The 25,066-nt window shown below is 65.7% G+C and carries 21 protein-coding genes; 10 read left to right on the forward strand and 11 right to left on the reverse strand.

All coding sequences use genetic code 11. The annotated features are described in order from the left end of the window. Positions 1-53 precede the first annotated feature (53 nt). Entirely contained in the window at positions 54-947 is an 894-nt protein-coding gene (locus MKK51_RS26695; RefSeq protein ID WP_243983078.1) for an alpha/beta hydrolase-fold protein, read from the forward strand. Positions 948-1,399: 452 nt separating this feature from the next. Here MKK51_RS26695 and MKK51_RS26700 read toward each other — a convergent pair whose 3' ends face one another. From MKK51_RS26700 to MKK51_RS26710, 3 genes are read right to left on the reverse strand one after another with little or no spacing between them, the layout of a single operon-like run. Then, positions 1,400-3,358, reverse strand: a complete 1,959-nt coding sequence (locus MKK51_RS26700) for a DUF3732 domain-containing protein (protein ID WP_243982886.1) — start codon at positions 3,356-3,358, stop codon at positions 1,400-1,402. Then, the gene (locus MKK51_RS26705; RefSeq protein WP_243982889.1) at positions 3,355-3,840 is read right to left on the reverse strand and encodes a three component ABC system middle component; all 486 of its coding nucleotides are present in this window, start codon (positions 3,838-3,840) and stop codon (positions 3,355-3,357) included. Before MKK51_RS26705 ends, MKK51_RS26700 begins: the two co-directional genes overlap by 4 nt. Then, on the reverse strand, positions 3,837-5,060 hold the full coding sequence (locus MKK51_RS26710) for an ABC-three component system protein (protein WP_243982890.1): 1,224 nt from the start codon (positions 5,058-5,060) through the stop codon (positions 3,837-3,839). Before MKK51_RS26710 ends, MKK51_RS26705 begins: the two co-directional genes overlap by 4 nt. 456 nt (positions 5,061-5,516) lie before the next feature. Here MKK51_RS26710 and MKK51_RS26715 point away from each other — a divergent pair, with 456 nt between their 5' ends. Further along, positions 5,517-7,454 (forward strand): ATP-dependent nuclease, encoded by a 1,938-nt coding sequence (locus tag MKK51_RS26715; protein ID WP_243982892.1) that lies wholly within the window; start codon positions 5,517-5,519, stop codon positions 7,452-7,454. Then, positions 7,451-9,133, forward strand: a complete 1,683-nt coding sequence (locus tag MKK51_RS26720) for an ATP-dependent helicase (protein ID WP_243982901.1) — start codon at positions 7,451-7,453, stop codon at positions 9,131-9,133. Before MKK51_RS26715 ends, MKK51_RS26720 begins: the two co-directional genes overlap by 4 nt. A 203-nt stretch (positions 9,134-9,336) precedes the next feature. Here MKK51_RS26720 and MKK51_RS26725 read toward each other — a convergent pair whose 3' ends face one another. Together MKK51_RS26725 and MKK51_RS26730 are read right to left on the reverse strand one after the other, a co-directional pair. Continuing rightward, positions 9,337-10,254, reverse strand: a complete 918-nt coding sequence (locus MKK51_RS26725; RefSeq protein ID WP_243982912.1) for a hypothetical protein — start codon at positions 10,252-10,254, stop codon at positions 9,337-9,339. Between the two features lie 119 nt (positions 10,255-10,373). After that, positions 10,374-11,624 (reverse strand): MBL fold metallo-hydrolase, encoded by a 1,251-nt coding sequence (locus MKK51_RS26730; RefSeq protein WP_243982914.1) that lies wholly within the window; start codon positions 11,622-11,624, stop codon positions 10,374-10,376. A gap of 129 nt (positions 11,625-11,753) precedes the next feature. On the opposite strand from MKK51_RS26730, the gene MKK51_RS26735 reads away from it, so the two are divergent. Then, the gene (locus tag MKK51_RS26735; protein ID WP_243983080.1) at positions 11,754-12,014 is read left to right on the forward strand and encodes a helix-turn-helix transcriptional regulator; all 261 of its coding nucleotides are present in this window, start codon (positions 11,754-11,756) and stop codon (positions 12,012-12,014) included. A 382-nt stretch (positions 12,015-12,396) separates the two neighbouring features. Here the strand turns inward: MKK51_RS26735 and MKK51_RS26740 are convergent, their stop codons facing one another. From MKK51_RS26740 to MKK51_RS26755, 4 genes are all read right to left on the reverse strand, one after another. Then, positions 12,397-13,719, reverse strand: a complete 1,323-nt coding sequence (locus tag MKK51_RS26740) for a tyrosine-type recombinase/integrase (RefSeq protein WP_243982916.1) — start codon at positions 13,717-13,719, stop codon at positions 12,397-12,399. A gap of 557 nt (positions 13,720-14,276) precedes the next feature. Beyond that, on the reverse strand, positions 14,277-14,753 hold the full coding sequence (locus tag MKK51_RS26745) for a secondary thiamine-phosphate synthase enzyme YjbQ (RefSeq protein WP_243982918.1): 477 nt from the start codon (positions 14,751-14,753) through the stop codon (positions 14,277-14,279). Next, positions 14,750-16,801: a cisplatin damage response ATP-dependent DNA ligase gene (locus MKK51_RS26750; RefSeq protein ID WP_243982920.1), complete on the reverse strand. Its 2,052-nt coding sequence runs from the start codon at positions 16,799-16,801 to the stop codon at positions 14,750-14,752. Before MKK51_RS26750 ends, MKK51_RS26745 begins: the two co-directional genes overlap by 4 nt. Further along, positions 16,798-17,865, reverse strand: coding sequence for a ligase-associated DNA damage response exonuclease (locus MKK51_RS26755; RefSeq protein ID WP_243982921.1), 1,068 nt, complete (start codon positions 17,863-17,865; stop codon positions 16,798-16,800). The genes MKK51_RS26750 and MKK51_RS26755 overlap by 4 nt, the downstream gene beginning before the upstream one ends. A 154-nt stretch (positions 17,866-18,019) precedes the next feature. On the opposite strand from MKK51_RS26755, the gene MKK51_RS26760 reads away from it, so the two are divergent. After that, positions 18,020-18,988 carry a methyltransferase domain-containing protein gene (locus MKK51_RS26760; protein ID WP_243982922.1) on the forward strand — a complete coding sequence of 323 codons (969 nt, stop codon included), beginning with the start codon at positions 18,020-18,022 and terminating at the stop codon, positions 18,986-18,988. A gap of 175 nt (positions 18,989-19,163) precedes the next feature. Continuing rightward, entirely contained in the window at positions 19,164-19,898 is a 735-nt protein-coding gene (locus tag MKK51_RS26765; protein ID WP_243982924.1) for a YoaK family protein, read from the forward strand. 1 nt (position 19,899) lies between these two features. On the opposite strand, the gene arfB is transcribed toward MKK51_RS26765, so the two are convergent. Next, on the reverse strand, positions 19,900-20,322 hold the full coding sequence (gene arfB / locus MKK51_RS26770) for an alternative ribosome rescue aminoacyl-tRNA hydrolase ArfB (protein WP_243982926.1): 423 nt from the start codon (positions 20,320-20,322) through the stop codon (positions 19,900-19,902). A gap of 31 nt (positions 20,323-20,353) precedes the next feature. Then, entirely contained in the window at positions 20,354-20,632 is a 279-nt protein-coding gene (locus MKK51_RS26775; protein ID WP_243982928.1) for a BolA family protein, read from the reverse strand. A 140-nt stretch (positions 20,633-20,772) separates the two neighbouring features. Between MKK51_RS26775 and MKK51_RS26780 the strand changes: the two genes are divergently transcribed. The 4 genes from MKK51_RS26780 (at position 20,773) to cobT (ending at position 25,053) form a co-directional block, all read left to right on the forward strand. Next, complete coding sequence (locus MKK51_RS26780) at positions 20,773-21,405, forward strand: J domain-containing protein (protein ID WP_243982929.1); 633 nt, start codon at positions 20,773-20,775, stop codon at positions 21,403-21,405. 236 nt (positions 21,406-21,641) lie between these two features. After that, entirely contained in the window at positions 21,642-22,625 is a 984-nt protein-coding gene (cobS, locus tag MKK51_RS26785) for a cobaltochelatase subunit CobS (protein ID WP_227435665.1), read from the forward strand. A 20-nt stretch (positions 22,626-22,645) separates the two neighbouring features. Then, positions 22,646-23,143 carry a DUF29 domain-containing protein gene (locus MKK51_RS26790; RefSeq protein ID WP_243982930.1) on the forward strand — a complete coding sequence of 166 codons (498 nt, stop codon included), beginning with the start codon at positions 22,646-22,648 and terminating at the stop codon, positions 23,141-23,143. Between the two features lie 5 nt (positions 23,144-23,148). Continuing rightward, positions 23,149-25,053 carry a cobaltochelatase subunit CobT gene (gene cobT, locus MKK51_RS26795; RefSeq protein WP_243982932.1) on the forward strand — a complete coding sequence of 635 codons (1,905 nt, stop codon included), beginning with the start codon at positions 23,149-23,151 and terminating at the stop codon, positions 25,051-25,053. Positions 25,054-25,066 lie beyond the last annotated feature (13 nt).

Consider the following 25,066-nt stretch of genomic DNA (forward strand, 5'->3'; position numbering starts at 1 on the left):
CGACGCTCATTTCGCGCCGTGCCCTTGCGGGCCTCCTGGCAGCAGCCCCGCTGATGCTTGAGCAGCGTTCGGTGACGGCCGCCGCCGGCCCGGACGAGCCGGCACGGCTCGCCGGTGCGGTCAGCTTCGATCTCGCGGGCGACAAAGGGCAGGCCCCATGGCGGATCACGCTTTACATCCCGCCCAGCGAGCCTCCGGCCGCAGGCTGGCCCGCCTTGTATCTCCTGGACGGCAACGCGGTGACGGCCACCGCGATCGATATCGAGCGGGTGCAGGCCCCTTACCCGGATGCGACGGGGATCGGGTCTCGATTCGTCATCGTGGGAATCGGATATCCTGGCGACGAGGCCTATGACAGCCGGCGCCGTTCCTGGGATTACACGCCTCCGCCGGGCCGGTCCTACCCGACGTCCAGGCCCGACGGGCCGGTGCTGAGAACGGGGGGCGCCGAGGGGTTCCTGCGTTTCGTCGTCGACGACCTCAAGCCCGTGATCGCGCAGCGCTGCCAAATCGACCCGTCACGGCAGGGCTTGTTCGGACATTCCTTCGGCGGGCTCTTCGTCCTCTACGCTCTGGCCCATATGCCCACACTGTTCTCGCACTGGGTCGCGGCGAGCCCATCCATCTATTGGGAGGATCTCGTCTTGCTGAAGAGCATCGAGCGCCTCGAAACCGGTCCCCCCGTCCGCGCCCGCACGCTTCTCCTCGCGGGGGCTTTCGAGGAGGAACTCGCCCCGTTTCAGCGCGAGGCGCCCGATCGCGAGGCGCGCCTCGACCGCTTGAAGTCGGCGCGTACGGTCGAGCTTACCCGTGCCATGGCAGACCGTCTAAGTCAGATCCCTGAATTAACAAGCCAGTTCCGGTTGATTTCCGGACGAACGCATATGACCGTTTTGCCCGATGCCGTGAACGAGGCCGTCGCCTTCTTGATGCAACGAGATGGATAGGCCGGTAATAAGGAATGCCGCTATAGAAAAAACGTGGACCTATCGCGCGTTAGCTGGCCACAAAGCTGCCAATCGTTTCCGCTAGCGCGAACGTCAGCCTTCATTATTCCGCGCTTTGTAAGCGGTCTGTGTGAAAGCCGTTCAACCAAGCCATTCATCATTGCTGCTGTGCACCAGAAGCAGAAGTTGGCTCCCTGCCCAGAAGCAGACGCTCCGCATCCGACCCAACCAAGTCAGTTGTCATCGCCGCTGTGCGCCATTGGCCAAATCGCGCTGACTGGATATTCCGGTCGGCGATCCGCATGCAGTCAGATGACGACCCCTTGCTCTGTGCATCCGGCTGCCATCAGCTATAACTACTATCACCGCCCAGACGCCTAAACTTCCTTCGATGCGCGCAGGTCGCCCAAACCTGCGACAGAGATGCGATACTTATTTGCCGATACCGAACCCTAGATGTCCGGGCGCGTGGGCCAATCCAGCGGGATGAGAGCGTTCCCCGATTCCCGCGTCCATCTCTCGCGTGTCGCAGCGACATAGCGGGGGTCATCCGCGAAGAAGGCGTGCTCAATCAGGAGAACCTGAAGGCCGGATCGCCTAGCGGTTTCCGTGAACAGGAAATCGATGTGCTGGCGCATGGCCCGCACATCCTCGTCCTCGGTCTTACCGGAAATCTCGGTCTCATCGTCGTCTCCCCTTGTCGGAAAATAAGGTCGGCTGACCTGGTCGAGGACGAGCAGTCCCGGTACGGGTGCCTTCACAAGCTCGAAATAGCGCTGCAGCGCAAAAGAGAGGGCGATATGGACGGCGAGATAGTTCTGGTCTGACCCGACGTCCGGCATTCTCAGGACAGCGTCGCTGGCGTCCTCGATCACCACGACCTCGGGCACACGGCTCGAGAAGTCGAGGTCCGACCCGATACAGGGCGCGACCGTCGGAAGAACCTTGAAGGTCTCGGAGGCGAACTTCGACACCTTCGCTTCGGCGCGCTTCAGCTTAATCTCGCGAGCCTCACGATTCACGCGCGCTTCGAGCTCCTGAATCTCCGCTCTCAGGCTGTCGAGATTGGTGGAGGGTTGCTTGTCGTGGTCGCCGCTGGACTCTAAGAAGAACGACACACGTCCGAGCAGATGGGCCCGTTGTTGTCCAAGATTGGCGAGTTGTCGCGTCTCCTCGGTCTGTCTTAGCCAGGTCTCGATTTGGCCATCCACTTCCCGGAGCTCAGCGTTCAGAGCGCGGAGCCGCGCATCAACCTCTTCGCCATGTTCGACCAGACGAGGCCGAACCCGTTCCACAGCGGCGCTCTCTGCGCGAACCGTCGTTAGAGTCGCCGCTAGGGCTTTCGCTGTTTCGCGCCCTTTTTCCGACGGCGCTTCACAGACGGGACAGACACCGGCGACGCCATCCAGGTGAAGGTGCTCCGCCAGCATCAGCTTCTCGCGTTGACGCGTCACGGTGCCCTCGAACCCCGAAGCGTCCCGGATCGCCGCTCGGGCCGCCGCCATGCGACGGCGCGTCCCGGCGAGATCGTCGAGAATGCCGCGTCGTCGGGTATGCAGCGCACCGATCTCCCCCTCACTCGGATAGGCGTTCGCGGCGAGCCGCGTTTCTGCCACTTCCCGGACCTGCGTTAGCAGGGCTGCCTCGCCGGCGTCCGCCGGGGGTGCCGTCGTAAGGCCGAACCGGTTCGCCTCGACCAGAAGGCTGAGCGCGCGCTGCTTCAGTGCGGTATCGACGGCGGCGCGATGTCGCTCACGGGCCTCGCCCTTCTCTAGCGCCCTCTGCAATTGGCGCAGACGGCGCTCGGCGAGCGCCCCGGCCTCATCCTGCACGCCCAAGAAGTAGGGCATCGAGCCCACGATATCCCGGGCCTTCGCCGCCTGTTCGAGACCATGCAGTAGCACCGTCTCGCTGTAGATAACTTCCTTCGTCACGAAGAGGTATGGCGTCACGTGCCGGATCGTGGCCCGCCCTCTCGCACCTGGCAGACCGTCGTCGGCGATGCCAAGGTCGCCGATGCCGAACGCGCGCTCGATGAAGGCCTTGGCAGCCTCTACATTGGTGGCGCCGTCGAGATCCTCTACCTGATCGGGCAGCGACAGGTTCCGGCCCGACTGGACGTACATGTAGCCGCTGGTGTCCTGACCGACGGGCGGGACGATCCGGGCGATGATCATCTCATCCTGCCCGGCGACCCATTTGACGCCCACGGCCACCACCCGCCTGCGGACATGGGCCGGAAGCTCGCATTTGCTCGAGCCGAGGCAATAGTCGATGGCTTTGATCAGCGTCGACTTACCGGTGCCGGACGCGCCGGTAATGATATTCATCGCATCGGGCGTCAGGGTGACATCGCGACGTTCGCCAGACACGCTCAGGAAAAAGATCGTGGCGATGTTCCAGCGAATCATACCGTCAGTCCCATCGTGTCGAAAACCGCACGGGTCGATCCCGCGTCGGCGAACCAGTAGCCAAGCCGCTCGGCGCGCTTCAGCGCCTGCGCCGGTTGATCGGTCAGCGCCTTGGCCGCGCTCGCCTTAAGCTTTTCGGGTCCGATCCTGAGGCGACCGTCGGCTTCGACGGTCACGACCTCGATGAAGGCGCTGAATCGCACCGCCTCGGTGACGATCTCCAGGGTCTTGTTCACCCGGTCGGCTAGGCCGATCTGCACCTCGGGCCGCCGTTGCAGCCACATGGCGAGCCCGGTCTTCTTGTTTGTTCCCTCGAAGCTCGATCCAAGGTCTCCGGACAGGGCGATCGGCAAGGCAACGTAAGCCGTCGCAAGGTCCGGACCGCGTCCCTTGGTCACTGCGTAGGCATCGACGAAGGCGGCCAGGACGAAGGCGCAGAAGGCGGGGTTGGTCTCCGAATAGACGTCGTGCGCGACCGTCATCCCTCGCCTCCGAGCAAAGCTTCGAAGTCCGCGTGCCAGCCGACCTTCAAATCGATCGCAAGCACTTGGTAGCTGCCCCGCACGTAGTAGGACGCATCCCAGCCCTTGGTGATCGGGCGAATGGTGTTGGGCGCCTGATGATGTGACCACCGGAGGATCTTGAGGCCCGCCGCAGCCCGTTCCGGAGCCTCCAGGCCGACGCAGTCGCCGCACATCTGGGCATGATGATCAGACCATTCGAGTTGAAGCAACCGATCGTACTCGCCGATCGTCGTCGCCATGGCCGGGTTGCCGTTGGTCCACTTGCCCCGCTGTTCGCGCGCCTTCCACTCCTCCCGGATCGCCCGCGTCAAATCCGCGTCCTGCCCGTTCACGAGATGAATCTGGCGCGCGAGCATGCCGTCCGGCTGGTAAACGGCGGGCGGCGTCGACAGTTCGAAATCCGTAGTCAGTACCTCCTGCTCGATCTCCGCCACGACAGCGCTGAACTTCTGCTGCAGCTCGGCGCGCGAAATCACCGCGTCGCGCTGGCCACACAGGGAATAGACGATCTCCCGATCCCACCACTGGATCAGGCGGACGGCGACCGCGGGCCTATCGGCTGGCGATAGCAGGTTAAGCTCGGCGGCCACCGCCTGCTCGATTTCCGGAAGAGTAAGGCTGTCCGGCTTGAGGATGACGCTTCGCAACAGGTTAGCGCGGGTCGCGTCGCTCAACGCCAGAAACGCCTCGCACCCTGCCGCCCGGTCGGCGTGCGGAGCCGCGGCCTTTGCCGTGACTGCCTGCAGACGCTCGGTCATGACACGGGTCGCCTCTGCGGCCAAGGCGGCGAGCAACGCGGCACGGTCCGAGCCCGTCGTGAGCAGGACCTCTAGCCCGTTGTCCTTCGCCAAGGGCGCCACGGTCACCAGATGGAGGGAGGTTTCAGCGAGCGTGATGTTCGGGAGGATGTCGATCCAGACTTTGAGAGTCTTCCATAAGGCCACGGACTTTAGCGACAGCGGCGCGGGCGTCTCGGCTATCGAGTGCTTGAGCTGGTGTAGGAGGGTATGGCCGTCAATTTTGAGCTCGACGTCGTCCAGTTGCTCGACCGCGACGGCGGCGTCATCGGCCTTCTGCTGCAGAAGCAGGAGCAGGGCGTAGAACGCCTGATAGTAGAAACCCAGCCACGCCGCTCCCGCGGCATGCCCCTTCGTCGCTTTCGCCGAACCCTGCTGCATTACGCTCATAGTCGGAATAGCCCAGCACTCATTCCCGTAAGCCTAAGCACATTTCCGCAGGCTTTGCCTTGTCCAGGTTTCCTTCCTGCTGGTGACAGAGGACGATCCAATCGCATGCGGGCAGCAGGACCTTCAGAGCGTCCGAATTGCAGTGGTCTCGGAATCACTTGCGCCAATTGGTGCCAATCCGGCTCCTACTCGCTCGTAATCCGTGACGTTCTGCACATGGGCTACGCCCGCCCGCTCCCTGTGTCGCAATCCGATGATTGTTCGCTCTCATCCCGGCAAGATAGAGAATTGCTCGCGCGCTTCTCTGATGCCGCTTCGGATCTGACAAGCCATCGGCTTCCATGCGGTCGGCCCATGAGAAGTTTCTGGCCTATCAGTATGATATTGATCGGGTAGCATACCTCAATCAAGGCGTGCAAAAGGTTTGACCCGCTGAGGGGGAGAAAGATGAAGCTCGTACGACTGAGGCTGAGCAACTTCCGATGCTTCGGACCGATCCCCACTCAGCTCACGCTCGATGATACAAACTTCGTCATCGGTCCGAACGGCTCGGGCAAGACTGCCGTGCTGCAAGCGCTCGCGAGGATGTTCAGCATCGATCCGGCGCAACGTAAGATTCGGGCGTCTGACTTCCATATCGCTGCCGGCGATGCGCCGGAGGACGCTCCGGATGAGCGCAGGCTGTGGATTGAGGCCGACTTCGAGTTCCCGGAACTAAAGGTCGACGGCGTCCTTGACCCCTTTGCGTCCGTACCCGCCAATTTTGCGCATATGCAAATGGAGATCGACCATGACACCGTCGCGGTCCGTTTCCGGCTTCAGGCCGTTCTCGACCAGGACAGCGACATCGAGGAGACGTTCACCAGCGTCATCAAGCTTGACGCAAACGGCGCGGTCGAAACGGAAAGCCGGGTCTCCAAACTCGAACGCAACGCGATCCAGGTTCATTATCTTCCGGCGCGCCGAAACCCCGCCGATCACATCTCCTACGCGACCAACACCATGCTCGGGCGGATCCTGCGCGCCGCAAACTGGACCATCGAGCGCGACACCGTCTCGGCCCTGACCGGGCAGATCAACGAGACCCTAACCGGCAACGCCGCCATCGCCGAGATCAGCACCGAGATCACCCGGGCCTGGGAGGGTCTGCACAAGGGCCGATTCTATGCGAGCCCCGCCGTGTCCTTCGCGCGCAGCGAGATCGAGGCGCTGCTTCGCCACCTCAGCCTCTCCTTCACCCCTGCGCCTGAAGCCCCTCTAGTCGATTTCTCCCGCCTCAGCGACGGCCAGCAATCGCTGCTCTACATCAGCCTGGTCATAGCCACACGTGCGATCGGTGACAGGGCGCTCGCGGGAGGCGACGCGTTCGACATCGACAAACTGCGGCCGCCGATCTTCACCCTGCTGGCGGTGGAAGAGCCGGAGAACAGCCTCTCGCCGCATTACCTCGGCCGGGTCGTTCAGGCCCTCAAGGCGTTCGGGGCCGGCCGAGACGCCCAGGCCGTGATCGCAACCCATGCCCCGGCGCTGCTCCGGCGGGTCGATCCCGAGGCCATCCGATACCTGCGCCTCGACAGTGAGCGCCGGACCATCGTGTCCAGGATCACCATGCCCGCGAAGACAGACGAGGCGGAGAAGTACGTCCGCCAGGCGGTTCAAGCCTTCCCGGAACTCTACTTCGCGCGACTAGTCATTCTCGGCGAAGGCGACAGCGAGGAGGTCGTCCTCCCTCGCCTGCTCGGGGCGAGGGGCATGCTCGCCGACGACGCCTCGGTTTCCGTCGTGCCGCTCGGCGGCCGCCATGTGAACCACTTCTGGCGTCTGCTGTCGGATCTTGGAATCCCCCACGTCACTCTGCTGGACCTCGATGTCGCTCGCTGGCAGGGCGGTTGGGGCCGGGTCCGCTACGCGGCCCAGCAACTGATAAATTCCAGAGTTCACAACGCCCCCACCCAGGCTGGCATCGATTCTATCCCGGCCTGGAACGGCGCGGCGCGTTTGCTCGACGACACTCTAGGCTGGGTCGCGTATCTCGAGTCCCACGGGGTCTTCTTCTCTTCGCCCCTCGATCTCGACCTGATGATGATCGAGGCCTTCCCTGACGCCTATGATGTAGACGCCCTCTTGGAGCTGAACCTGCCTGACGCCGACGTCGCCATGGCGGTGTTGGGCAAGCGGCACGACGGCTTCGCGGATCAATACAAAACTGGCCAGCAGCAACTGTTTGACGCCTACCATCACCGATTCAAGATCGGCAGCAAGCCGGCCAGACATGTCGAAGCCCTGGCCGCGCTCGACGATGCTGCCCTGGCCGCCGGCATGCCTGCGGTGCTGGGACGACTGCTCAATAACGTCACCGCCAAGCTTGAAGCGCTGCCGGAATGATACCGATCGACCGTTGGCGGCCGTCCGCTGGATTGACGCTAGAGCCCAATGCCCTGGTTGCGGCGATGGAGACGAGTGCCAATCTGGCCCTGACTGCGGGCCCCGGCGCCGGCAAGACGGAGATGTTGGCGCAGCGCGCGGACTTCCTGTTGCAGACTGGGCAATGTCGCTACCCCCGGCGGATCCTGGCGATCGCGTTCAAGGTCGACGCCGCGCGAAATCTCAAGGCCCGTGTGAGAAGACGCTGCGGGCCGGAACTGACGGCCCGGCTGGACAGCCATACCTTCCATGCCTTCGCCAAGCGCCTCATCGACCGGTTCCGTCCCGTCCTGAAAGGCCGGGACGCGCTCAATGCAGATTATTCGATCGGCACGAACCGTGTGCAGGGCGAGTCCATTACATTCGGGGATTTGGTGCCTCTGGCCCAGACCATCATCAACTTAAGCGTGATCGCCAGGAACGCCGTCCAACAGACTTACAGCCACGTCTTACTTGACGAATTCCAGGACTGCACTTCTGATCAGTACCAATTGATCAAGGCCTGCTTCCTGGGTTCGCCCGCGATTCTCACCGCCGTCGGCGACACCAAGCAGAGCATCATGGGATGGGCCGGGGCGCTGGAAGGGATTTTCGAGACCTTCGCCCACGATTTCGACGCCCGGCCGCTGAACCTGTATCAAAGCTTCCGATCGGCTCCGCGGCTGCGCCGGATGCAAAACGCCATGATCCGGGTCATGGACCCACCGGCGGCCAGCGAAGACGCTGAACTCCAGGGGGACGAGGGGACGATCACCGTTCTCCAGTACGCGACGGATGAGGAGGAGGCCGAGGGCCTCACTACTCGGGTGCGCGCCATGATTGCCGACAGCGGCCTGCCCGCCTCAGAGATCGCCATCCTCGTCAGTCGCGAACAAAAGTTTTTTTGCCAGCGCCTGATGGCGGCGATGGACGCCGCCAACGTGCCCTACCGAGAAGAGGATTCGACGCAGGATCTCGCTTCGGAACCCGTGGCGCAGCTGATCGTCGATTTTTTGCTGGTGGTCTGCGGAAGACGCGAGACTGCCGCCCATAGCCGCCTGCTCGAACAGATCGTGTTCAGCTACGGCTTTGACGCGGAGCATGAGTATCAACAACGCTCGCGATGGAGCCGGCTGATCGCCGACACCCGGGCGCGCATCGCTTCCCGGGAGATCGATCTTTCAAGCGAACGCGATCTGACGGACGTAGCCCACACCGTGATCGTGGCCGTCGGGCGCGACAGGATCGTGGAGATGTCCTCAGACTATGCCCAGGGCAATCGACTGGACCAGTTGATCGCCGACACCATCGCCAAGGCGCGCGCCCTCCTCGTCCACCCCGGCGATCCCACCTTGGCCCTGTCGCGCTTCTCCGGCGACGAGGGCGTCCGCATTATGTCCATTCACAAGAGCAAGGGGCTCGAGTTCGAGGCCGTCATCGTTCTCGGCGTCGAGAATGAGATGTTCTGGTCGGGTATCGCCAAAGAGCGCTCGGTCTACTTCGTCAGCATCTCCCGAGCGCGAACCCATCTCCTGCTGACCTACTGCGGTCAGCGCGCCCGGCCGCCCGACTTTCCCCGGCCTCGCTGGGACATGGCGCGCACCCCGCATCTCGAGTTCCTGGGCTACGCAGCGGCGGCGGCGTCAAACAACGCGGCGTAACGGGCCAAGCGGCGGACCCAGCCTCGTCCGTAGAGCGGACGTACCGAGCTGCAGCTTTGAGCCAGGTCGGTTGGTTGGCTAGGCCGCTGGTCAGCCCGCCCCAGAGCGGACTCTCCCAAAGCCTGCAATGGGTCAGAGACGGATGTTAGCGGCGCTCAACATCCATCTGTCGAAGCTGTCCGTGGTACGAACCGCGTTTCCTTTTAAGCCGTGAAGGCGGGAGATCGGCGTCCTTGCGTGTTGCCGACCGCGTGGACTTTCAGACCGAAGCCCTCTCCGCTGGTATCTTTCAGCCGCTTGAGGTGGCTCTGCCAGATCGTGCCGTCGCGTTGGTCCTTGTCGAAGCCGAAGATGACGAGACGCGGCTCAGGGTCGACCGTGGGCGGGGTGCCGCTGTTAGCGACGCGAGTGATAAGCGGATGAAGCGGGGCCGAGGCCTGCGTGTCGGTTTGCACACGTCGGCGCATGGCGTCGATACGGGCAAGCGCCTGACAGACATCGCGATAGCTCCGGCCGATCGCATCGGCATGATGCGCGAGGGTCCGCCGGTATCGGTCGATCTGCTCGGCCACGCGTGGCGTCTCCCCGACGCTGGCACGAAGTTCCGGGTTGGCAAAGTGTTTGGCCTCGTGGAAGACGATGCGGACTTCCCCGTCCTGCTCCTCCACCGTCGCGACGTCGATCCGGTCCGTGCCGCCCGCGGTTGGTGATGAGGACGCTTGGGGTGCTTCGCCTGCATCCTCTGCGGCGGCGGCGATGAGCCCGTCTTTCGAATCTTCGGTTGTTGGCAGGGCGATGGCGCCGAACGCGATCTCGACGTCGATGACATGAGAACTGGCGAGGAGGAGGCTATGCAGGCCGATCTTCTCCGGTCCGGTAAGCGTGTCCGCCGCCTGGATCATCTCCCGCAACGTCGGCGGACCCTCGTAGCTGCGCCAGAGGGCCGTGTTGGGATCGATGTCGAAGGTTCCGTCCGCGCCCATCTTGACCGATCCCTGTTTGCGGCGGGTCAGGTACTTCGCGTGTGTGATCGGTATGAGCCTGTCGCCCTCGCGCTCCACACGGAAGATGGAAGCGCCGCGGTAGTAGACGTTCAGGTACTCGGCGCGGATCGCGATCACGAGGTCGCGTCTTGCCAGGACGTCACGCCACCAGTTCCCCTGCGGCTGGTCGGTGAGGGCATCCAGCGCCTTGAGGTAAGTGTCGCTCAGACCCCTGTAGAACGACGAAGACGACGAACTCACGCTGCGATCTCCCACCACTGACCATCCTGTTCGATGCTGACGTTTGGGCCGAACAGCGCGGGGAAGCGGTCGGCGTGAAAGGTATGGATCGGTACGATCCGGCGCGGGGCGATAGCCTCGGCGAGCCGCTTCAGATCCGGGATGCTCGCGTGCCCCGAGGTGTGGGCGTGGGCGAGCGGGATGCTGCGTTCGGCCAGATCCGTTTGTAGGGTTAGTCCCCGCTCCTGGGCGAGGTAGCCGTCCCACTGCGACCAGATCGCGGTCGCGCCGGATAGGCACTCTGCCCGGTCGAGGTCTCGCAGCATGGCCGGGCGGAACAGGTAGGCCGCATGGGGGGCGAGAGCTCGAAGTTGGCCCGGAAAGATGCGTTTGGCCGCATGAGCTTCAATCAGGTCGAACCGCTCGGTCTGCTTAATCCGGACCCGTTGGTAGTGCGGCACGAACACCACCATGCCCGGCCAGTCCGATTGCGGGATGTTGGCGTTGCCGGTCGCTCGCAGGACCTCCGCCGCGTAGAGGTCGATGACGAGGGTGCGTCCGGTGCGCTTGCAGGCGCGGTAGAGCGAGACCATCCGGTCGATGTTCTGGGCGGAGGCCGCGACGAGGGCCATGCCAGCGGAACCCTGAAACAGCGAGACGAAGCGGTCCTCGACGTCGGCTTCCGTCGGGAAATGTTGGTCCGGATCGAGGCGGCCGAGGCTCGACCCTTCCAGCAGCAGGATGTCGATGTTCTTCGGCGGGTTCCGGACGAGGCGCTCGAACAGGCTAGCCTTGCGCCCATGTCCCCGGAAGTCGCCCGAGTAAAACAGGCGTTGCCCGCCGGCTTCGACGAGGAGGGCGTAGGCGTCGTAGGCGGAGTGATCGACGAGGATCGGGGTGACCGTGAACGGGCCGAAGGTAAGGGGTCTGCCGTTCTCCATCGTGATCGTCGATGACGGTAGGTAGACGTTCGGGACGAACGGGGCAGCGACCGTCAAAATCGACTGCGTGGCAGCGCCCATGACCACCGGGAGGTCCGGTCCGGCGAGGTGGGCCAACCCGACATGGTCACGGTGGCCGTGTGAGAGGATAAGCGCCTTCAGATCACTGCCACCGGCCAAGCCGTCTACGGCTGGGTAGCAAGACGTGTCGTCCGGTTTGCCGTCGAGCGGAAGGCCGAGGTCGAGGAGGAGGCGGTCGCCATCGTGGGTCAACTCCACACAGGTGCCGCCGATCTGACGCGTGCCGCGGTGGATACGAACCTGCATCGAATGGACGAACCCCATACGCCGCACCGATTGCGCAACGGGGATAACCGTCTCTGCTCAGGTTCTCGCAGCAATTGTGTAGAAGATATTCGATGGTTTCCCTGGGCGCAAGCTGTTCGCGTCCGCGTCATGGACGGACGAGCCCGTGTGGCGTGGCATCTGCGGCGATTGCGGGTTGAACGGGGGTTGTCTCAGGAGGCACTCGCCGTTGATGCTGGCGTGGACCGTGGGTACGTAAGCGGCATTGAGCGTCGTAGCTTTAACCCCACTGTGGACATTCTAGATCGCCTTGCGTTCGCTCTGTCGGTCGATGTCTCGGAGCTTTTTGTGTTGCCTGCCAACGGCGAGAATCCTCCGTTGGCACTCAGACCTGGGCGTCGACGAGGCTGAGAGGTCCTACGCTGGGACAGGATGTTTGTAGCCGTCACTCTGAGCATACCCTCTGCGAAGTGCTTGAGGACCAGCGTTACGCGGTAAGAAGTGGTTGGCCGAAGTTATAAAAGGCATTTTGGCTACTGCGCGTGGTCCTGGCAGCAGGTGTGCTGATGCCGAGACCGCTACGAGGGGACAGCACTTAGCCCGCGTTTGACCAAGAACATGGTTGAATGCGAAGGGTACAGGACGAACTTGTCATCCAATTGGCTACTTGGCTCCGCTTCATTCTGCACACCCCACATTCTGTGCACAGACTACACAACCTACATAGCCTACACTGCGAGCTGGTGCGATCCTATTCCAGCTCGCACGCGTCTTCCTGCTGATAGCGACGTGCCTATCGAGGTGTTGTGAGTGAGGTTGCGATCAAGTTCGAGACATGCTCCGCTGCAGCGCGTGCTGGGTCGCGCGCTATGTGGGCATATCGCTGCGTCGTCTTGTGATCGCGGTGCCCTAGAATCGCACCAAGTAACGGCAGACTGTTTCCTGAGGATGCTCCGACGCTCGCGAAGGAATGGCGAAGGTCGTGCAGCCGCACGTCGGGTAGGTCAGCGGTTACTCGCACGCGCTCCCAGACCTTTGACAGCCCAACGAAGTGTCGGCCCGCCACGTTGCCGGTAAACACGTAAGGATTGTGTTCGAACTTGGGCTGGCCTTCGATGAGGGTCAGTGCTGCAGTTCCGATGGGGATTGCCTTTGCGCCGGTCTTGCTAGTTGGGAGACGTAGATAGCCCTGCTCGCGATCGACATGGGCCCACTTGAGTTGCAGCACTTCAGACTTGCGCGCACCAGTGAGTAATAGCAGCCGTATAGCGCCGATCGCCGACGGGCTTTCGGCCTGCATTGGCGTCCGCGGTGATTTTCCGCGCCCTCCGGCTTCGACCCAAGCGGACAGATTGGCTACATGCTGTTTCCACGCTTCGTCACAAGCCGCAAGAACCTGCCCCAACCGCAGGAGCTCCTGGCCGGAAAGGAAGCGCTCGTTGCGGCCGTCTCTGAAACGTTGAACGCCTCGTACCGGGTTGTCCGGACGCAGACGTTTGCGGACTGCGAACGCGAAGATGCCACCTAGAAGCCCAACCGTTCGCGTGGCTGCGCCCCGGCCGCCCTCGACAATTGCGCGACCACGTCTACCAGTCTTAACGTCGAGGGCTGTCTTACCCGCCGCGACGTCATGCAGAAACGCATCGATATGGTCGCTTGTTACCTCTTGTACCCGCTTGCGCCCGAGCAGCGGCTTGATATGGCGCTCGATGCGGCTTGCATCTGTTAGAAGGGTCGAGGCCTTCTTCGGCTCGTCAAACTTTGTAAGGATTTGGCCAGCGTGGGCCGCCTCAAGATAAACGTCGCATAGCTCGGCTATAGTGAGATCAGCGTTCGCCTGTACCTGCTTGGCTTCATTGGGATCGACCCCGTTGCGTGCCTGTGACAGGAGCCGAAGCGCCTCGTTGCGTGCGGTTTCAACCGTCCATGGTGAACCGTGCTTGCCGATCGTATGCCAGCGCTGCCGGCCGCGGAATAAATATTTTAGCGCGTAGCTTTTCGAGCCGTCGGCGTTCACGCGTAATCCGAACCCCTTCAATTCAGAGTCCCACAGCGTGTAACGCTCTGCACGCGGCTTCGCAGCCTTAATCGCTTGCAAGGTAAGTTTGATCGCCATCGCGGAACCTGGGGCTACAACAGGGCTACCGCAGATGAGGATAGCTCCGGCGAGCCCTGGCGGGAAGGGGCAATCTAACCCATTGATTCCGATAAGTTCTGCGTAGTGATGTCCTCCACTTTCGGGCCATGTTATGGCCCTCCGAAGGCAAAGGTCACACGTTCGAATCGTGTCGGGTGCGCCAATTTTTCCAATGACTTAGCACACATCTGCTAAAGCCGGCGTGAGGCTCGCGGAAGCAGTGGCGCCGAATCACCCCGCGCCCGGCAAGGCTGCGGGGATTTTGTCGTGCGTGAAGGGTGGAGGCCCTTCGGGAGCGCCATGATGCTCATTCGGCCGGTTGCACTTGCCCGGCTTCCGTTGCCTCGCCTTGCTAGAGCGCTCTACGCCGAAGTGGATGCCGGTTCGGCGAAAAAGAGCGCGGCACAACAAAGGTTTGGAGATGCGTCCCGACCCAACATGGTCGGGCGCAGCTCTCGGTGTCTCTCACAAAACTCCCGCTTCGCCGCCGTGCTCAGAGCGAAAACCGAGGGTGACCCAGAGTTCTGTGAGGCACTTTAAGCTCCGGCCACGTGCAGGACGATCTCGCGCCGATGCGGCCGGTCGCGGTGCTCGATCAGATAGAGGCCCTGCCAGGTGCCGAGGGCGAGCCGCCCGTCGATGACGGGGATCGTGAGCCCCGAATCCGTCAGGAGGGTGCGGATATGCGCCGGCATGTCGTCGGGGCCTTCCGCCGCATGGATGTAGCCGCCACCGGGCAGGCGCGGGGCGAGCACGTCCAGGGCCGTCATCAGGTCGCTCCGCACATCCGGGTCGGCATTCTCCTGGATCGTCAGGGAGGCCGAGGTGTGCCGGCAGAACAGGGTGAGCAGGCCCTGCCCGATGCCGCTGCGCCGCAGGAAGTCGGCCACCGCCGCCGTGACGTCGGTGAATCCCTGCCCCGGCGTCGAGACGGTGAGGCGGGCGCTGGCCTGGCGCCGGATCTCGCCCTCCTGAAAGCCCTCCATTCCGCCGATCCGGCCCGAAGCTCTCATGACGTCTCTCCCTCGATGACGGCGCCCGGCGCGATCTCGCGCTCGCCGCGGGCCAGGATGGTCTCCAGGGCCTCGATCCGGTCGGCCTCGGCCGCCGGCTTGTCCCAGCGGATGCGGTGGACTCGGGGAAAGCGCATGGCGACCCCGGATTTGTGCCGAGTGGAGCGCTGGACCCCCTCGAAGGCGATCTCGAGCACCAGCCCCTCGTCGAGTCCGTAGGCCACCTCGCGCACCGGGCCGAACCGCTTCGTCGTGTTGTTGCGGACGTAGCGGTCGAGCTTGGCCAGCTCCGCATCGGTGAAGCCGTGATAGGCCTTGCCCACCGGCACCAGCTCCCGGCCGCCCTCCGGCCGCTCGCGCCAGACCCCGAACGTGTAGTCCGAATAGAAGGACGAGCGCTTCCCGTGGCCGCGCTGGGCATACATCATCACGGCGTCCACGAGATGCGGCTCGCGCTTCCACTTCCACCACGGACCCTTGGGGCGTCCGGGGAGATAGGGACTGTCGTGCAGCTTCAGCATCACCCCCTCGATGGCGTCGGCATCCTCGCCCGCCCCCACCGAGGCGGGGTCGGCGCGGGCCTCGGCGAGATCCTCCCAGGTGGCGAAGGTCACGAGCGGCGAGAGGTCGATGCGGGCGTGATCCAGGGCGGCGACGAAGGCCTCGAGCCTGGCGCGGCGCTCGGCGAAGGGCAGCGGGCGCAGGTCCTCGCCCTCCGCCGTGAGGAGGTCGTAGGCCCGGACATGGGCGGGGAATTCCTCCAGCAGCTTGGGCGTCACCGCCTTGCGGTTGAGGCGCTGCTGCAGGACGTTGAAGCTCTGAACCCGCTCCTCCCGCAGGATCAGCAGCTCGCCGTCGAGGGTGCCGGTGAAGGTGATCGCCTCGGCGAGATCGGGAAACGCGTGCGTGATGTCCTCGCCGGTGCGCGAATAGACCCGCGCCACCTGCGCGCCGGCCTCGTCGCGGCCACCGCTGAGCTGGACGCGGATACCGTCCCATTTCCACTCGCCGGAGAAGGCGGCCGGATCGAGTTTCGCGAAGTCCGTTTCCTCGTCGATGGGGTGCGAGAGCATCGGCGGCCGGAACGGGGCCGGGTTGAGGGTGGTGGGGCGCTCCCCCCTCCCCTCGACCCAGGCGAACAGGCCGAGATACGGCGGCTCGAGCCCGTGCCAGACCTCCTCCACCGCATCGGCCTCGTGGCCGCCGAGGGCCCCCACGGCCGTCTTGGCGAGGCGCGCCGAGACGCCCACGCGCAGGGCCCCGGTGATGAGCTTCAACAGCGCCCAGCGCCCGGTCTCGTCCAGGGCATCGAGCCAGCCCGCGATATGGACGGGAAGGTCGGATTTTTTCGTGGTGGCGAGGGTTTGCACCACCTCGGAGAGGGTGGGGATGTGCGAGGGCGGATTGTTGTGGCCGAGCCCTATCGAAGGACCGCCCGACAGGGCGGCACGAGGCGCGACCGGCTCCCTCTCCTGGAAGGAGAGGGTTGGGGTGAGGTGTGTGGATTCTCCGGAAAGGTCGCACACCTCACCCTGTCCCTCTCCTTCCAGGAAAGGGGACCCGCGCTGACCGCGCGATTCCCGAAACCCGTTCTCCCCGGAGATGTCGGATGCCTCCTCGGTGCCGAGCGTGTCCACCGATTTGGAGAGGCCGGAGCGCCCCCTCCCTCCCCCTTGTGGGGAGGGATCGAGGGTGGGGGTGGCTCCGCCGGGCTCCGCAGCGGGTCGCCCAGCCACCCCCACCTCCAACTCCTCCCCACAAGGTGGAGAAGGGCCTCCTGCCGGCCAGATCAGGGCCGTGGTCTCGGCGAGATCGCCGACATAGTTGTGCGAGAGCGCGAACAGCACCGGATCGACCCGCGCCTCCACCAGCCCGCGGATCATCGCCGGTTTGGCCTCGCGGAAGCTGAGGTTGCCGGTCATGGCGGCCAGCGCCCAGCCCCGCTCGGGGTCCGGCGCATGGGTGAAGTAGTCCTGCAGCAGGCGCAGCTTGGCGTTGCGGCGCGGCTCGTAGGCGAGACGGTCGAGGAGATGGGCGAAGTCGTTCATGCCACGGCCTCGTCCGAAACCGCCGGAGGCTCCTCCCCTGCTGCCGCAGGCTCGGCCTCGCCGTCGTCGCCATAGCCCAGCATGTGCAGCGGTTTCGCCGCGATGCCTTGCGTCCCGCACCAATGCACCAGGGCGTCCTCCTGCCCGTGGGTCACCCAGACCTCGCCGGCCCCGGTCTCCCGTATGGTGCGGCAGAGGTCGGGCCAGTCGGAATGGTCGGAGATGACGAGGGGGAGTTCGGCGCCCTTCTGCCGGGCACGCGCCCGCACCCGCATCCAGCCCGAGGCGAAGGAGGTGACCGGATCGGGGAACTTGCGCGACCACACGTCCTGGATCGCAGAAGGCGGGCAGAGCACGATGGCGCCGTGGAGTTTTCCGCGCTCCGCCGCGACCACCTTCGGCGTCTCGCCCAGGGGAATGCCCTCGCGCTTGTAGAGCTCCGTCAACTTCTCCATGGCGCCGTGGAGATAGATCGGGTCGTCGTAGCCCGCCTCCCGCAGCAGGGCCATCACCCGCTGCGCCTTGCCCAACGCATAGGCGCCGACGATGTGGGCGCGCTCGGGGAACAGGGCGACGGAATCGAGGAGCTTGCGGACTTCGCCCGCCGTGTCCGGCATCCGGAAGACCGGCAGGCCGAAGGTCGCCTCGGTGATGAAGACGTCGCAGGGGACGACCTCGAAGGGCAGGCAGGTCGGATCGTAGGCGCGCTTGTAATCGCCCGACACCACCACCCGGACGCCCTGCGCCTGGATCGCGATCTGGGCCGAGCCGAGGACGTGGCCGGCGGGCGCGAAGCGCACGGTGACGTCGCCGATGCGGATCTCCTCGCCGAGCACCGCCTCCTGGCGCGCTTCGCAGAAATCCTCGCCGTAGCGGACGGCCATGATCCGCAGGGTCTGCCCCGTGGCCAGCACCTTGCCATGGCCGGACCGGGCATGGTCGGCATGGCCGTGGGTGATCAGCGCCCGCGGCACCGGCCAGGTCGGGTCCACGTGGAATCCGCCGAGGGGACAATACAGCCCCTCGCGGGTCTGGGTCAGGAGGTCGCCGGCGCGCAGACTCATGCGCCGGACCGAAGGTCGGGATGGCAGCTCATGCGACGTGATATAGGGCGCCTGGGCCGGTTCGCGTCGGCTCGCCACTGCGAACCGGCCCGGGTTTTTCGTGAAGCGGGCCGTCGACGCAGAACCGGTGACCCCTTTTGCGGACCCTGCCGAGATGAACCCGCGAGCGCAGACCTCCCTCCAGAACAGCTCCGGCGACCTCCTGGCCGACCGGCGCTACGCCTATGCCGAGGCCTGCCTCGTGGAGGGCGACGCGCAGGGGGCGGCCGAGATGGCGGAGCAGGCCCTGGAGATCGCGCCGCGTTACGCAGCCGCCTGGTTCCTCCTCGGCAGGGCACGGGAGGCGCGCCACCTCGCCACGGCGGACCCCGGCGACCACCACGCCGCGTTGAGGGCCTACGGCAACGCCCTCGATCTCGACCCGCACGACGAACTCGGGGCGCGGCTGCGTCTCGTCCAGATCGGCCGGGGCGACGCCCTCGGCTCGATCTCGCCGGCCTATATCCGCGCCCTGTTCGACGGCTACGCCCCGCGTTTCGAGCGCCACCTCGTGAACGACCTGCATTATCGCGGGCCGGACCTCCTGGTGGCGGCCCTCGATGCCCTGGAAGCGGCGCCGGCGAGCTTCGGCGACGTGCTCGACCTCGGCTGCGGCACCGGCCTGATGGGGGAAGCGCTGGCCGGCCGGACCCGGACCCTCACGGGGATCGACGTCTCCCCCGGCATGCTCGCGCAGGCCGCCCGGCGCAGGCGCTACGACCGTCTGGTGGAGGGGGATCTCACCCGCCTTGTCGCGGACGAGCCCGCGGACAGCGCCGATCTCGTCGTGGCGGCGGACGTGTTCATCTATGTGGGCGGCCTCGGCCGGGTGATGGCGGAGGCGGCCCGCATCCTGCGGCCCTCGGGCCTCGTCGCCTTCACGGTGCAGTGGTACCCCGAGGGGGGCCTCGTCCTCGGGATGGACGCCCGCTACGCCCATGGCGACGGCTACCTCCGGCAGGTGGCGGACGAGGCCGGTTTCGACCTCGTGAGTCTTGATCCGGCCGCGATCCGCCGCGAGCGCGGACTCGACGTTGCGGGACGGGTGGTGGTGCTGCGCAAGACCGGTCCCCGCGATCCGTAATCCCGATTGTGCACGATGGGGTTGAACCGAACCCCCTCGTCATGTGTTGCACGGCACGGCACTCCCCAGGCTCTACCCTTCGAGCGGACGCCAGCGGTTCCTCCGCGGCGCCCGATCGGTAAGGTCGGGCTTCACTCAGTCCGATCCGTCCTTCCGAAGGAGCCTGTGCAGACGCATGGCCGACAAGACCGACAAGTCGTTTCCCGCGAGCCCGACGACGCGAATCCCCTTCGCCCTCGCCCTCTCGGCCCTGGCCGGCTGCGCCGATTCCATCGGCTTCCTCGAATTCTCACAGCTCTTCATGTCGTTCATGAGCGGCAACACCACCCGCTTCGGCGTGTCGGTGAGCAAGTTCGACTGGGAGAGCACGGCGCGGGTCAGCTCGGTCATCGTGATGTTCTGCTTCGGCGCCTTCGCGGGCACGCTGATCGCGGCCTGGGTCGGGCGCTGGCGGCTCTCGGTGATGCTGCTGCTGCAGGCGGTGCTCCTCGCCATCGGCCTCGTCATGCCCTACGGCACCTTCTCCTGGCCGCTGCACGTCTATCCCATCGTCGTCGCGCTGGGCCTCCAGAACGCGACGCTGCAGGACGAGGCCGGGCGCAGCCTCGCCCTCACCTACGTCACGGGCGCGGTGGTGCGCTTCGGAACCGGCCTGGCCAACCTCATGATGGGCAAGGTCGCGCCGTCGTTCTGGATCCAGGCCCCCCTCTGGGGAGCCCTGAGCACCGGCGCGGTGACCGGCGGCTTCCTCCAGACCCATTACGGCGAGGATGCCTTCCTGTTCCCGGCGGCCCTGGCGGCGCTCCTCGCCCTCGTGGCCATCGCGCTCACCGTCCTGAAGCCCGGCAGCGCCTACGTCACCGGCGCCGAGGAGTACCATCCGCCGGATGCCCGGGGACCGGTGAAGTAGCTCAATCGCCGCCCCCGTCGCTGCGCAGGCGCTTGGTGGCGCCGCGGCGGGACTTCTCGTCGAGGCGGCGCTTCTTCGAGGCGAGGGTCGGGCGCGTGGCCCGGCGCGGCGTCGGCGGCACCGCGGCCTCGGCAACGAGGGCGGCGAGGCGTTCGCGCGCATCGGCCCGGTTGCGGTCCTGGGTCCGGAACTGCTGGGCCATGATGACGATGACGCCGTCCAGGGTCAGCCGCCGCCCGGCGAGGCGCATCAGGCGCACCGCCACGGCGTCGGGCAGGGATTGCGAGCGCCGCGCATCGAAGCGGAGCTGCACCGCCGTGGAGAGCTTGTTGACGTTTTGCCCGCCCGGCCCCGAGGCGCGCACGAAGGTTTCTTCGAGCTCCGACTCGTCGATGGCGAGATGCGGGGTGCATTGCAGGGCCATCGCCACCATGTTCCTCGTCTGCCGGGACCGTTCAGGCGGCCTCGGACGGCGCCTTCGCCTTCACCGCGAGGGCGTGGAGCCCGCGCTTGAACGCCTCGTCGAGGATTCCGTTCACGATGCGGTGGCGATCGACCCGGCTCTTCCCCTCGAAGGCGGCCGAGACGATCTCCACCCGGAAATGCGTCTCCCCCTCGGGCCGCGCGCCCGAATGGCCCGCATGGAGGTGGGATTCGTCCACCACCGCCAGAGCCTGCGGCGCCAGTTGCGCGTCGAGCGCTCCGGTGATCCAATCCTTGAGCGTGCCGGCCATCGTGTCCTCGCGTTTGCGTCGCTTCGTTCCCGTCCCGTCAGCGCCCGGAGGCTTCGGGGTCGTCAACCCCCGATCTCCGCATGCGTCATCAGGCCCGCCGCCCTTGTGTCTCGGACACGCCCTCTCATAATCGCCCCACCATGGATCTCAACTCGCGTCTGTTCGACAGCATCCGCATCAAGCGCAAGCCCAGCTGCGACGAGCCCAAGGCTGCGTCCGAGACGGGCTGCGAGACTCCCGGCTGCACGAATGCCGGGCTCTACCGCGCTCCCAAGGGCCGCAAGGCGGAAGGCCAGTACTGGCGCTTCTGCATCGACCACGTGCGCGCCTACAACGCCACCTACAACTACTTCGACGGCATGAACGACGCCGCCGTCCAGGCCTACCAGAAGGACGCCGTGATCGGGCACCGCCCGACCTGGGCCATGGGCGTGAACCCGGCGACGCGGGCGGCCGGGGCGAAGCCGGGCGATCCGAAGCGCGACTGGGCCTATGTCGACCCCCTCGACATCCTGCGCAGCGAAGGCGTCGGCGAGACTTCGCGCCGGGCCAAGCCCGAACCGAGCCGGCCGCGACTCACGGTGGCCGCCCTGAAGGCCCTCGACGTCCTCGGCCTCGACGAGAACGCGGACACCGCCGCCATCAAGGCGCAGTACAAGGTGCTGGTGAAGCGCTTCCACCCCGACGCCAATGGCGGCGACCGCTCGTTCGAGGAGCGCCTGCGCGACATCATCCGCGCCCACGACACCCTGCGCGCCGCCGGCCTGTGCTGAGCCCGATTCCGGACCGCGGCACGATCGATGCAGCGTTTTTTGAAATCTCGTGCGGCGTGAGGCGGCAAACCGCGCGGGAGGCCCTATATCGAGTCCTCGCACCCCTTGGCGTCCGCCGACGCAGCCCCTTACAAGGTGGCATTCCACGTCCTGCCCCGCGCGGGAACCGGCAATGCCCACCGTGATAGATCCCGCGAGTCCGGTCGATGCCGGAGCCCGCCCCGACGAGGTCCCGTATGCTCTCTGACGACACCCCCGCCTCGCTGCCCGACCGGACGGTCTCCGTCCGCGAGGCCTTCGGAATCGATCTCGACCTCAAGGTGCCGGCCTTCTCGGCGAGCGCGGAGCACGTTCCCGATCTCGACCCGGATTACATCTTCGACCGCGAGACCACCCTGGCGATCCTGGCGGGCTTTGCCCGCAACCGCCGCGTCATGGTCACCGGCTATCACGGCACCGGCAAGTCGACCCATATCGAGCAGGTCGCCGCCCGCCTGAACTGGCCCTGCATCCGGATCAACCTCGACAGCCACGTCTCGCGCATCGATCTCGTCGGCAAGGATGCGATCGTGCTGAAGGACGGCAAGCAGATCACCGCCTTCCAGGACGGCATCCTGCCCTGGGCACTGCAGAACAACGTGGCGCTGGTCTTCGACGAGTACGATGCCGGCCGACCGGACGTGATGTTCGTGATCCAGCGCGTGCTCGAAGTCTCCGGCCGCCTGACGCTCCTCGACCAGAAGCGGGTGATCCGCCCCCATCCGGCCTTCCGGCTGTTTGCCACCGCCAACACCGTGGGCCTCGGCGACACGTCGGGCCTCTATCACGGCACCCAGCAGATCAACCAGGGCCAGATGGACCGCTGGTCGATCGTGACGACGCTCAACTACCTCGCCCACGACCGCGAGGTGGACATCGTCCTGTCGAAGGCGGCGCATTACCAGCGCGACGGCGGCCGCGACATCGTCAACCGCATGGTCCGCGTCGCCGACCTGACCCGCAACGCCTTCATGAACGGGGACCTCTCCACCGTCATGAGCCCGCGCACGGTGATCACCTGGGCCGAGAACGCCGACATCTTCCAGGATATCGGCTTCGCCTTCCGGGTGACCTTCCTCAACAAGTGCGACGAGCTGGAGCGCACCCTGGTGGCCGAATTCTACCAGCGCGCCTTCGGCAAGGAACTGCCCGAGAGCGCGATGAACGTGGCGCTGAGCTGAGGATCGACGCGGAGGACGCGATGGCCGAACCGGCCTTGAAGGGCGAACCGACCGAAGGCGCGACCTCCCGCTCGGGCCGGACGCGCTACGAGGACGACCTCTACACCTGGGTTCAGGAGCAGGTCGCCCTGCTCCGGGCCGGGCGGGTCGATGCGCTCGACGTCGAACACATCGCCGAGGAGTTGGAAGGCTTGTCGAAGAGTGAGTTCGCCAAGCTCCAGAGCGCCCTGCGCGTCCTCGTGATGCACATGCTGAAATGGGACCAGCAGCCGGAGCATCGCACGTCGAGCTGGATCTACTCGATCCGCGAGCAGCGGCGGCGTTATTCACGGATCCTGGCGAGCAACCCCGGCCTCAAGCCCCGCATCGACGAGGCCTTGAGCAATGCCTATCCGGATGCGCGCGACTGGGCCGCCGACGAGACCCATCTGCCGCCGGATGAGTTCCCCTCGGAATGCCCCTATTCCTGGGACGACATCCTGCGCCGTCCCTTCGATTTCGACTCGGTGAAGAAGTAGCGATCGTGGCCATCTCGAACCGCAAAGCCGGCGAACGCCGGGAGCCCATCGCCGAACCGCTGAAGCGCTCGGTGGCCGGATGCCTGCGCGCCATCGCCAAGCGCTCCGAGATCGAGGTGGTCTATGCCAGCGACCGCCCGGCGCTCACCGGCGACAAGGCGCGCCTGCCCGAGCCGCCGCGTAAGCTGACGCCGGAGGACGTGGCGATCCTGCGCGGCAACGCCGATTCGATGGCGCTCCGCCTCGGCTGCCACGACGTGGCCGTCCATCGCCGCCTCGCCCCGGAGAATGCCGGCGCGCGGGCCGTGTTCGATGCCGTGGAGCAGGCCCGCGTGGAGGCCATCGGCTCCCGCCGCATGGCCGGCGTCGCCGCGAACCTCTCGGCCATGCTGGAGGACCGCTACCATCGCGGCGGCAAGTACGAGGACATCACCGACCGGGCCGACGCCCCCATGGAAGATGCCGTCGCCCTGATGGTGCGCGAGCGCCTCACCGGGGAAGCCCCGCCGAAGGCCGCGCGCAGACTTGTGGAGCTGTGGCGCTCCCATATCGAGGAGAAGGCCGGCCCCAACCTCGACGGGCTCATCGGCAATCTCGAGAACCAGCGCTCCTTCGCCCGCTCCGTGCGCGAGTTGCTGTCCTCCCTCGACATGGCGGACGAGACGCCGCTCGACCCCGAGGACGACGACAACGACGACGACAACGAGGGGCAGGACGACGAGCAGACCCCGAGCGAGGGCGAGGCCGAGGAGCAGTCGCAGGGCGACAAGTCCGAGATGGAGACCTCCGAGGAGGCCTCGGACGAGTTGCAGGACGGCGCGACGGAAGCCGCTGACGCGCCCTCGGGCGAGTTGCCCGACGAGTCCGAGAACGCCGAATCCGAGGAAGCGTCGGAGGCCAAGCGCCCGCCCAACAACCGGCCCGTCGAGCCGCGCGGCCCCGAATACAAGGTGTTCAACCCGCGCTTCGACGAGATGATCGACGCCGAGGATCTCTGCGACGCCGACGAACTTGCGCGCCTGCGCACCTATCTCGACAAGCAGCTGGCCCATCTCCAGGGCGTCGTCGGCCGCCTCGCCAACCGCCTGCAGCGCCGGCTCCTGGCGCAGCAGAACCGGGCCTGGGAGTTCGACCTCGAAGAGGGCCAGCTCGATCCCGCCCGCCTCGTGCGGGTGATGACCGACCCGTTCCAGCCGCTCTCGTTCAAGCGCGAGAAGGACACGAACTTCCGCGATACGGTGGTGACCCTGCTGCTCGACAATTCGGGCTCCATGCGCGGGCGCCCGATCACCGTGGCGGCCACCTGCGCCGACATCCTGGCGCGGACCCTGGAGCGCTGCGGCGTGAAGGTGGAGATCCTCGGCTTCACCACCCGCGCCTGGAAGGGCGGCCAATCGCGCGAGGCGTGGCTGGCGGCGGGCAAGCCGAACGCACCGGGCCGCCTCAACGACCTGCGCCACATCGTTTACAAGTCGGCGGATGCGCCGTGGCGGCGGGCGCGAAAGAACCTCGGGCTGATGATGCGCGAGGGTCTGCTCAAGGAGAACATCGACGGCGAAGCCCTGGACTGGGCGCACAAGCGCCTGCTCGCCCGGCCCGAACAGCGCAAGATCCTGATGGTGATCTCGGACGGTGCGCCGGTCGACGATTCGACCCTCTCGGTCAATCCGGGCAACTATCTCGAGCGCCACCTGCGCTGGATGATCGAGGACATCGAGACCCGTTCCCCGGTGGAACTCCTCGCCATCGGCATCGGCCACGACGTGACCCGCTACTACCGCCGCGCCGTCACCATCATCGACGCCGAGGAACTCGGCGGGGCGATGACGGAGAAGCTGGCCGAGCTGTTCGAGGAGGATGCGGGGGGCGCCGCCGTGCCGAGGCGCAGGGCTGCGGGCGGGCGGCGTTAGGCGTCAGGCTCCG

Origin of the sequence: Methylobacterium sp. E-045, assembly GCF_022829685.1 — a bacterium.
GTDB lineage: Bacteria > Pseudomonadota > Alphaproteobacteria > Rhizobiales > Beijerinckiaceae > Methylobacterium.

Coding starts and splice junctions, on each gene's coding strand:
- MKK51_RS26695 (WP_243983078.1), top strand. CDS start 54: ATGCTTGAGCAGCGTTCGGTGACGGCCGCCGCCGGCCCGGACGAGCCG.
- MKK51_RS26700 (WP_243982886.1), bottom strand. CDS start 3,358: ATGATTCGCTGGAACATCGCCACGATCTTTTTCCTGAGCGTGTCTGGC.
- MKK51_RS26705 (WP_243982889.1), bottom strand. CDS start 3,840: ATGACGGTCGCGCACGACGTCTATTCGGAGACCAACCCCGCCTTCTGC.
- MKK51_RS26710 (WP_243982890.1), bottom strand. CDS start 5,060: ATGCAGCAGGGTTCGGCGAAAGCGACGAAGGGGCATGCCGCGGGAGCG.
- MKK51_RS26715 (WP_243982892.1), top strand. CDS start 5,517: ATGAAGCTCGTACGACTGAGGCTGAGCAACTTCCGATGCTTCGGACCG.
- MKK51_RS26720 (WP_243982901.1), top strand. CDS start 7,451: ATGATACCGATCGACCGTTGGCGGCCGTCCGCTGGATTGACGCTAGAG.
- MKK51_RS26730 (WP_243982914.1), bottom strand. CDS start 11,624: ATGCAGGTTCGTATCCACCGCGGCACGCGTCAGATCGGCGGCACCTGT.
- MKK51_RS26735 (WP_243983080.1), top strand. CDS start 11,754: ATGGACGGACGAGCCCGTGTGGCGTGGCATCTGCGGCGATTGCGGGTT.
- MKK51_RS26740 (WP_243982916.1), bottom strand. CDS start 13,719: ATGGCGATCAAACTTACCTTGCAAGCGATTAAGGCTGCGAAGCCGCGT.
- MKK51_RS26745 (WP_243982918.1), bottom strand. CDS start 14,753: ATGAGAGCTTCGGGCCGGATCGGCGGAATGGAGGGCTTTCAGGAGGGC.
- MKK51_RS26750 (WP_243982920.1), bottom strand. CDS start 16,801: ATGAACGACTTCGCCCATCTCCTCGACCGTCTCGCCTACGAGCCGCGC.
- MKK51_RS26755 (WP_243982921.1), bottom strand. CDS start 17,865: ATGAGTCTGCGCGCCGGCGACCTCCTGACCCAGACCCGCGAGGGGCTG.
- MKK51_RS26760 (WP_243982922.1), top strand. CDS start 18,020: ATGAACCCGCGAGCGCAGACCTCCCTCCAGAACAGCTCCGGCGACCTC.
- MKK51_RS26765 (WP_243982924.1), top strand. CDS start 19,164: ATGGCCGACAAGACCGACAAGTCGTTTCCCGCGAGCCCGACGACGCGA.
- arfB (WP_243982926.1), bottom strand. CDS start 20,322: ATGGCCCTGCAATGCACCCCGCATCTCGCCATCGACGAGTCGGAGCTC.
- MKK51_RS26775 (WP_243982928.1), bottom strand. CDS start 20,632: ATGGCCGGCACGCTCAAGGATTGGATCACCGGAGCGCTCGACGCGCAA.
- MKK51_RS26780 (WP_243982929.1), top strand. CDS start 20,773: ATGGATCTCAACTCGCGTCTGTTCGACAGCATCCGCATCAAGCGCAAG.
- cobS (WP_227435665.1), top strand. CDS start 21,642: ATGCTCTCTGACGACACCCCCGCCTCGCTGCCCGACCGGACGGTCTCC.
- MKK51_RS26790 (WP_243982930.1), top strand. CDS start 22,646: ATGGCCGAACCGGCCTTGAAGGGCGAACCGACCGAAGGCGCGACCTCC.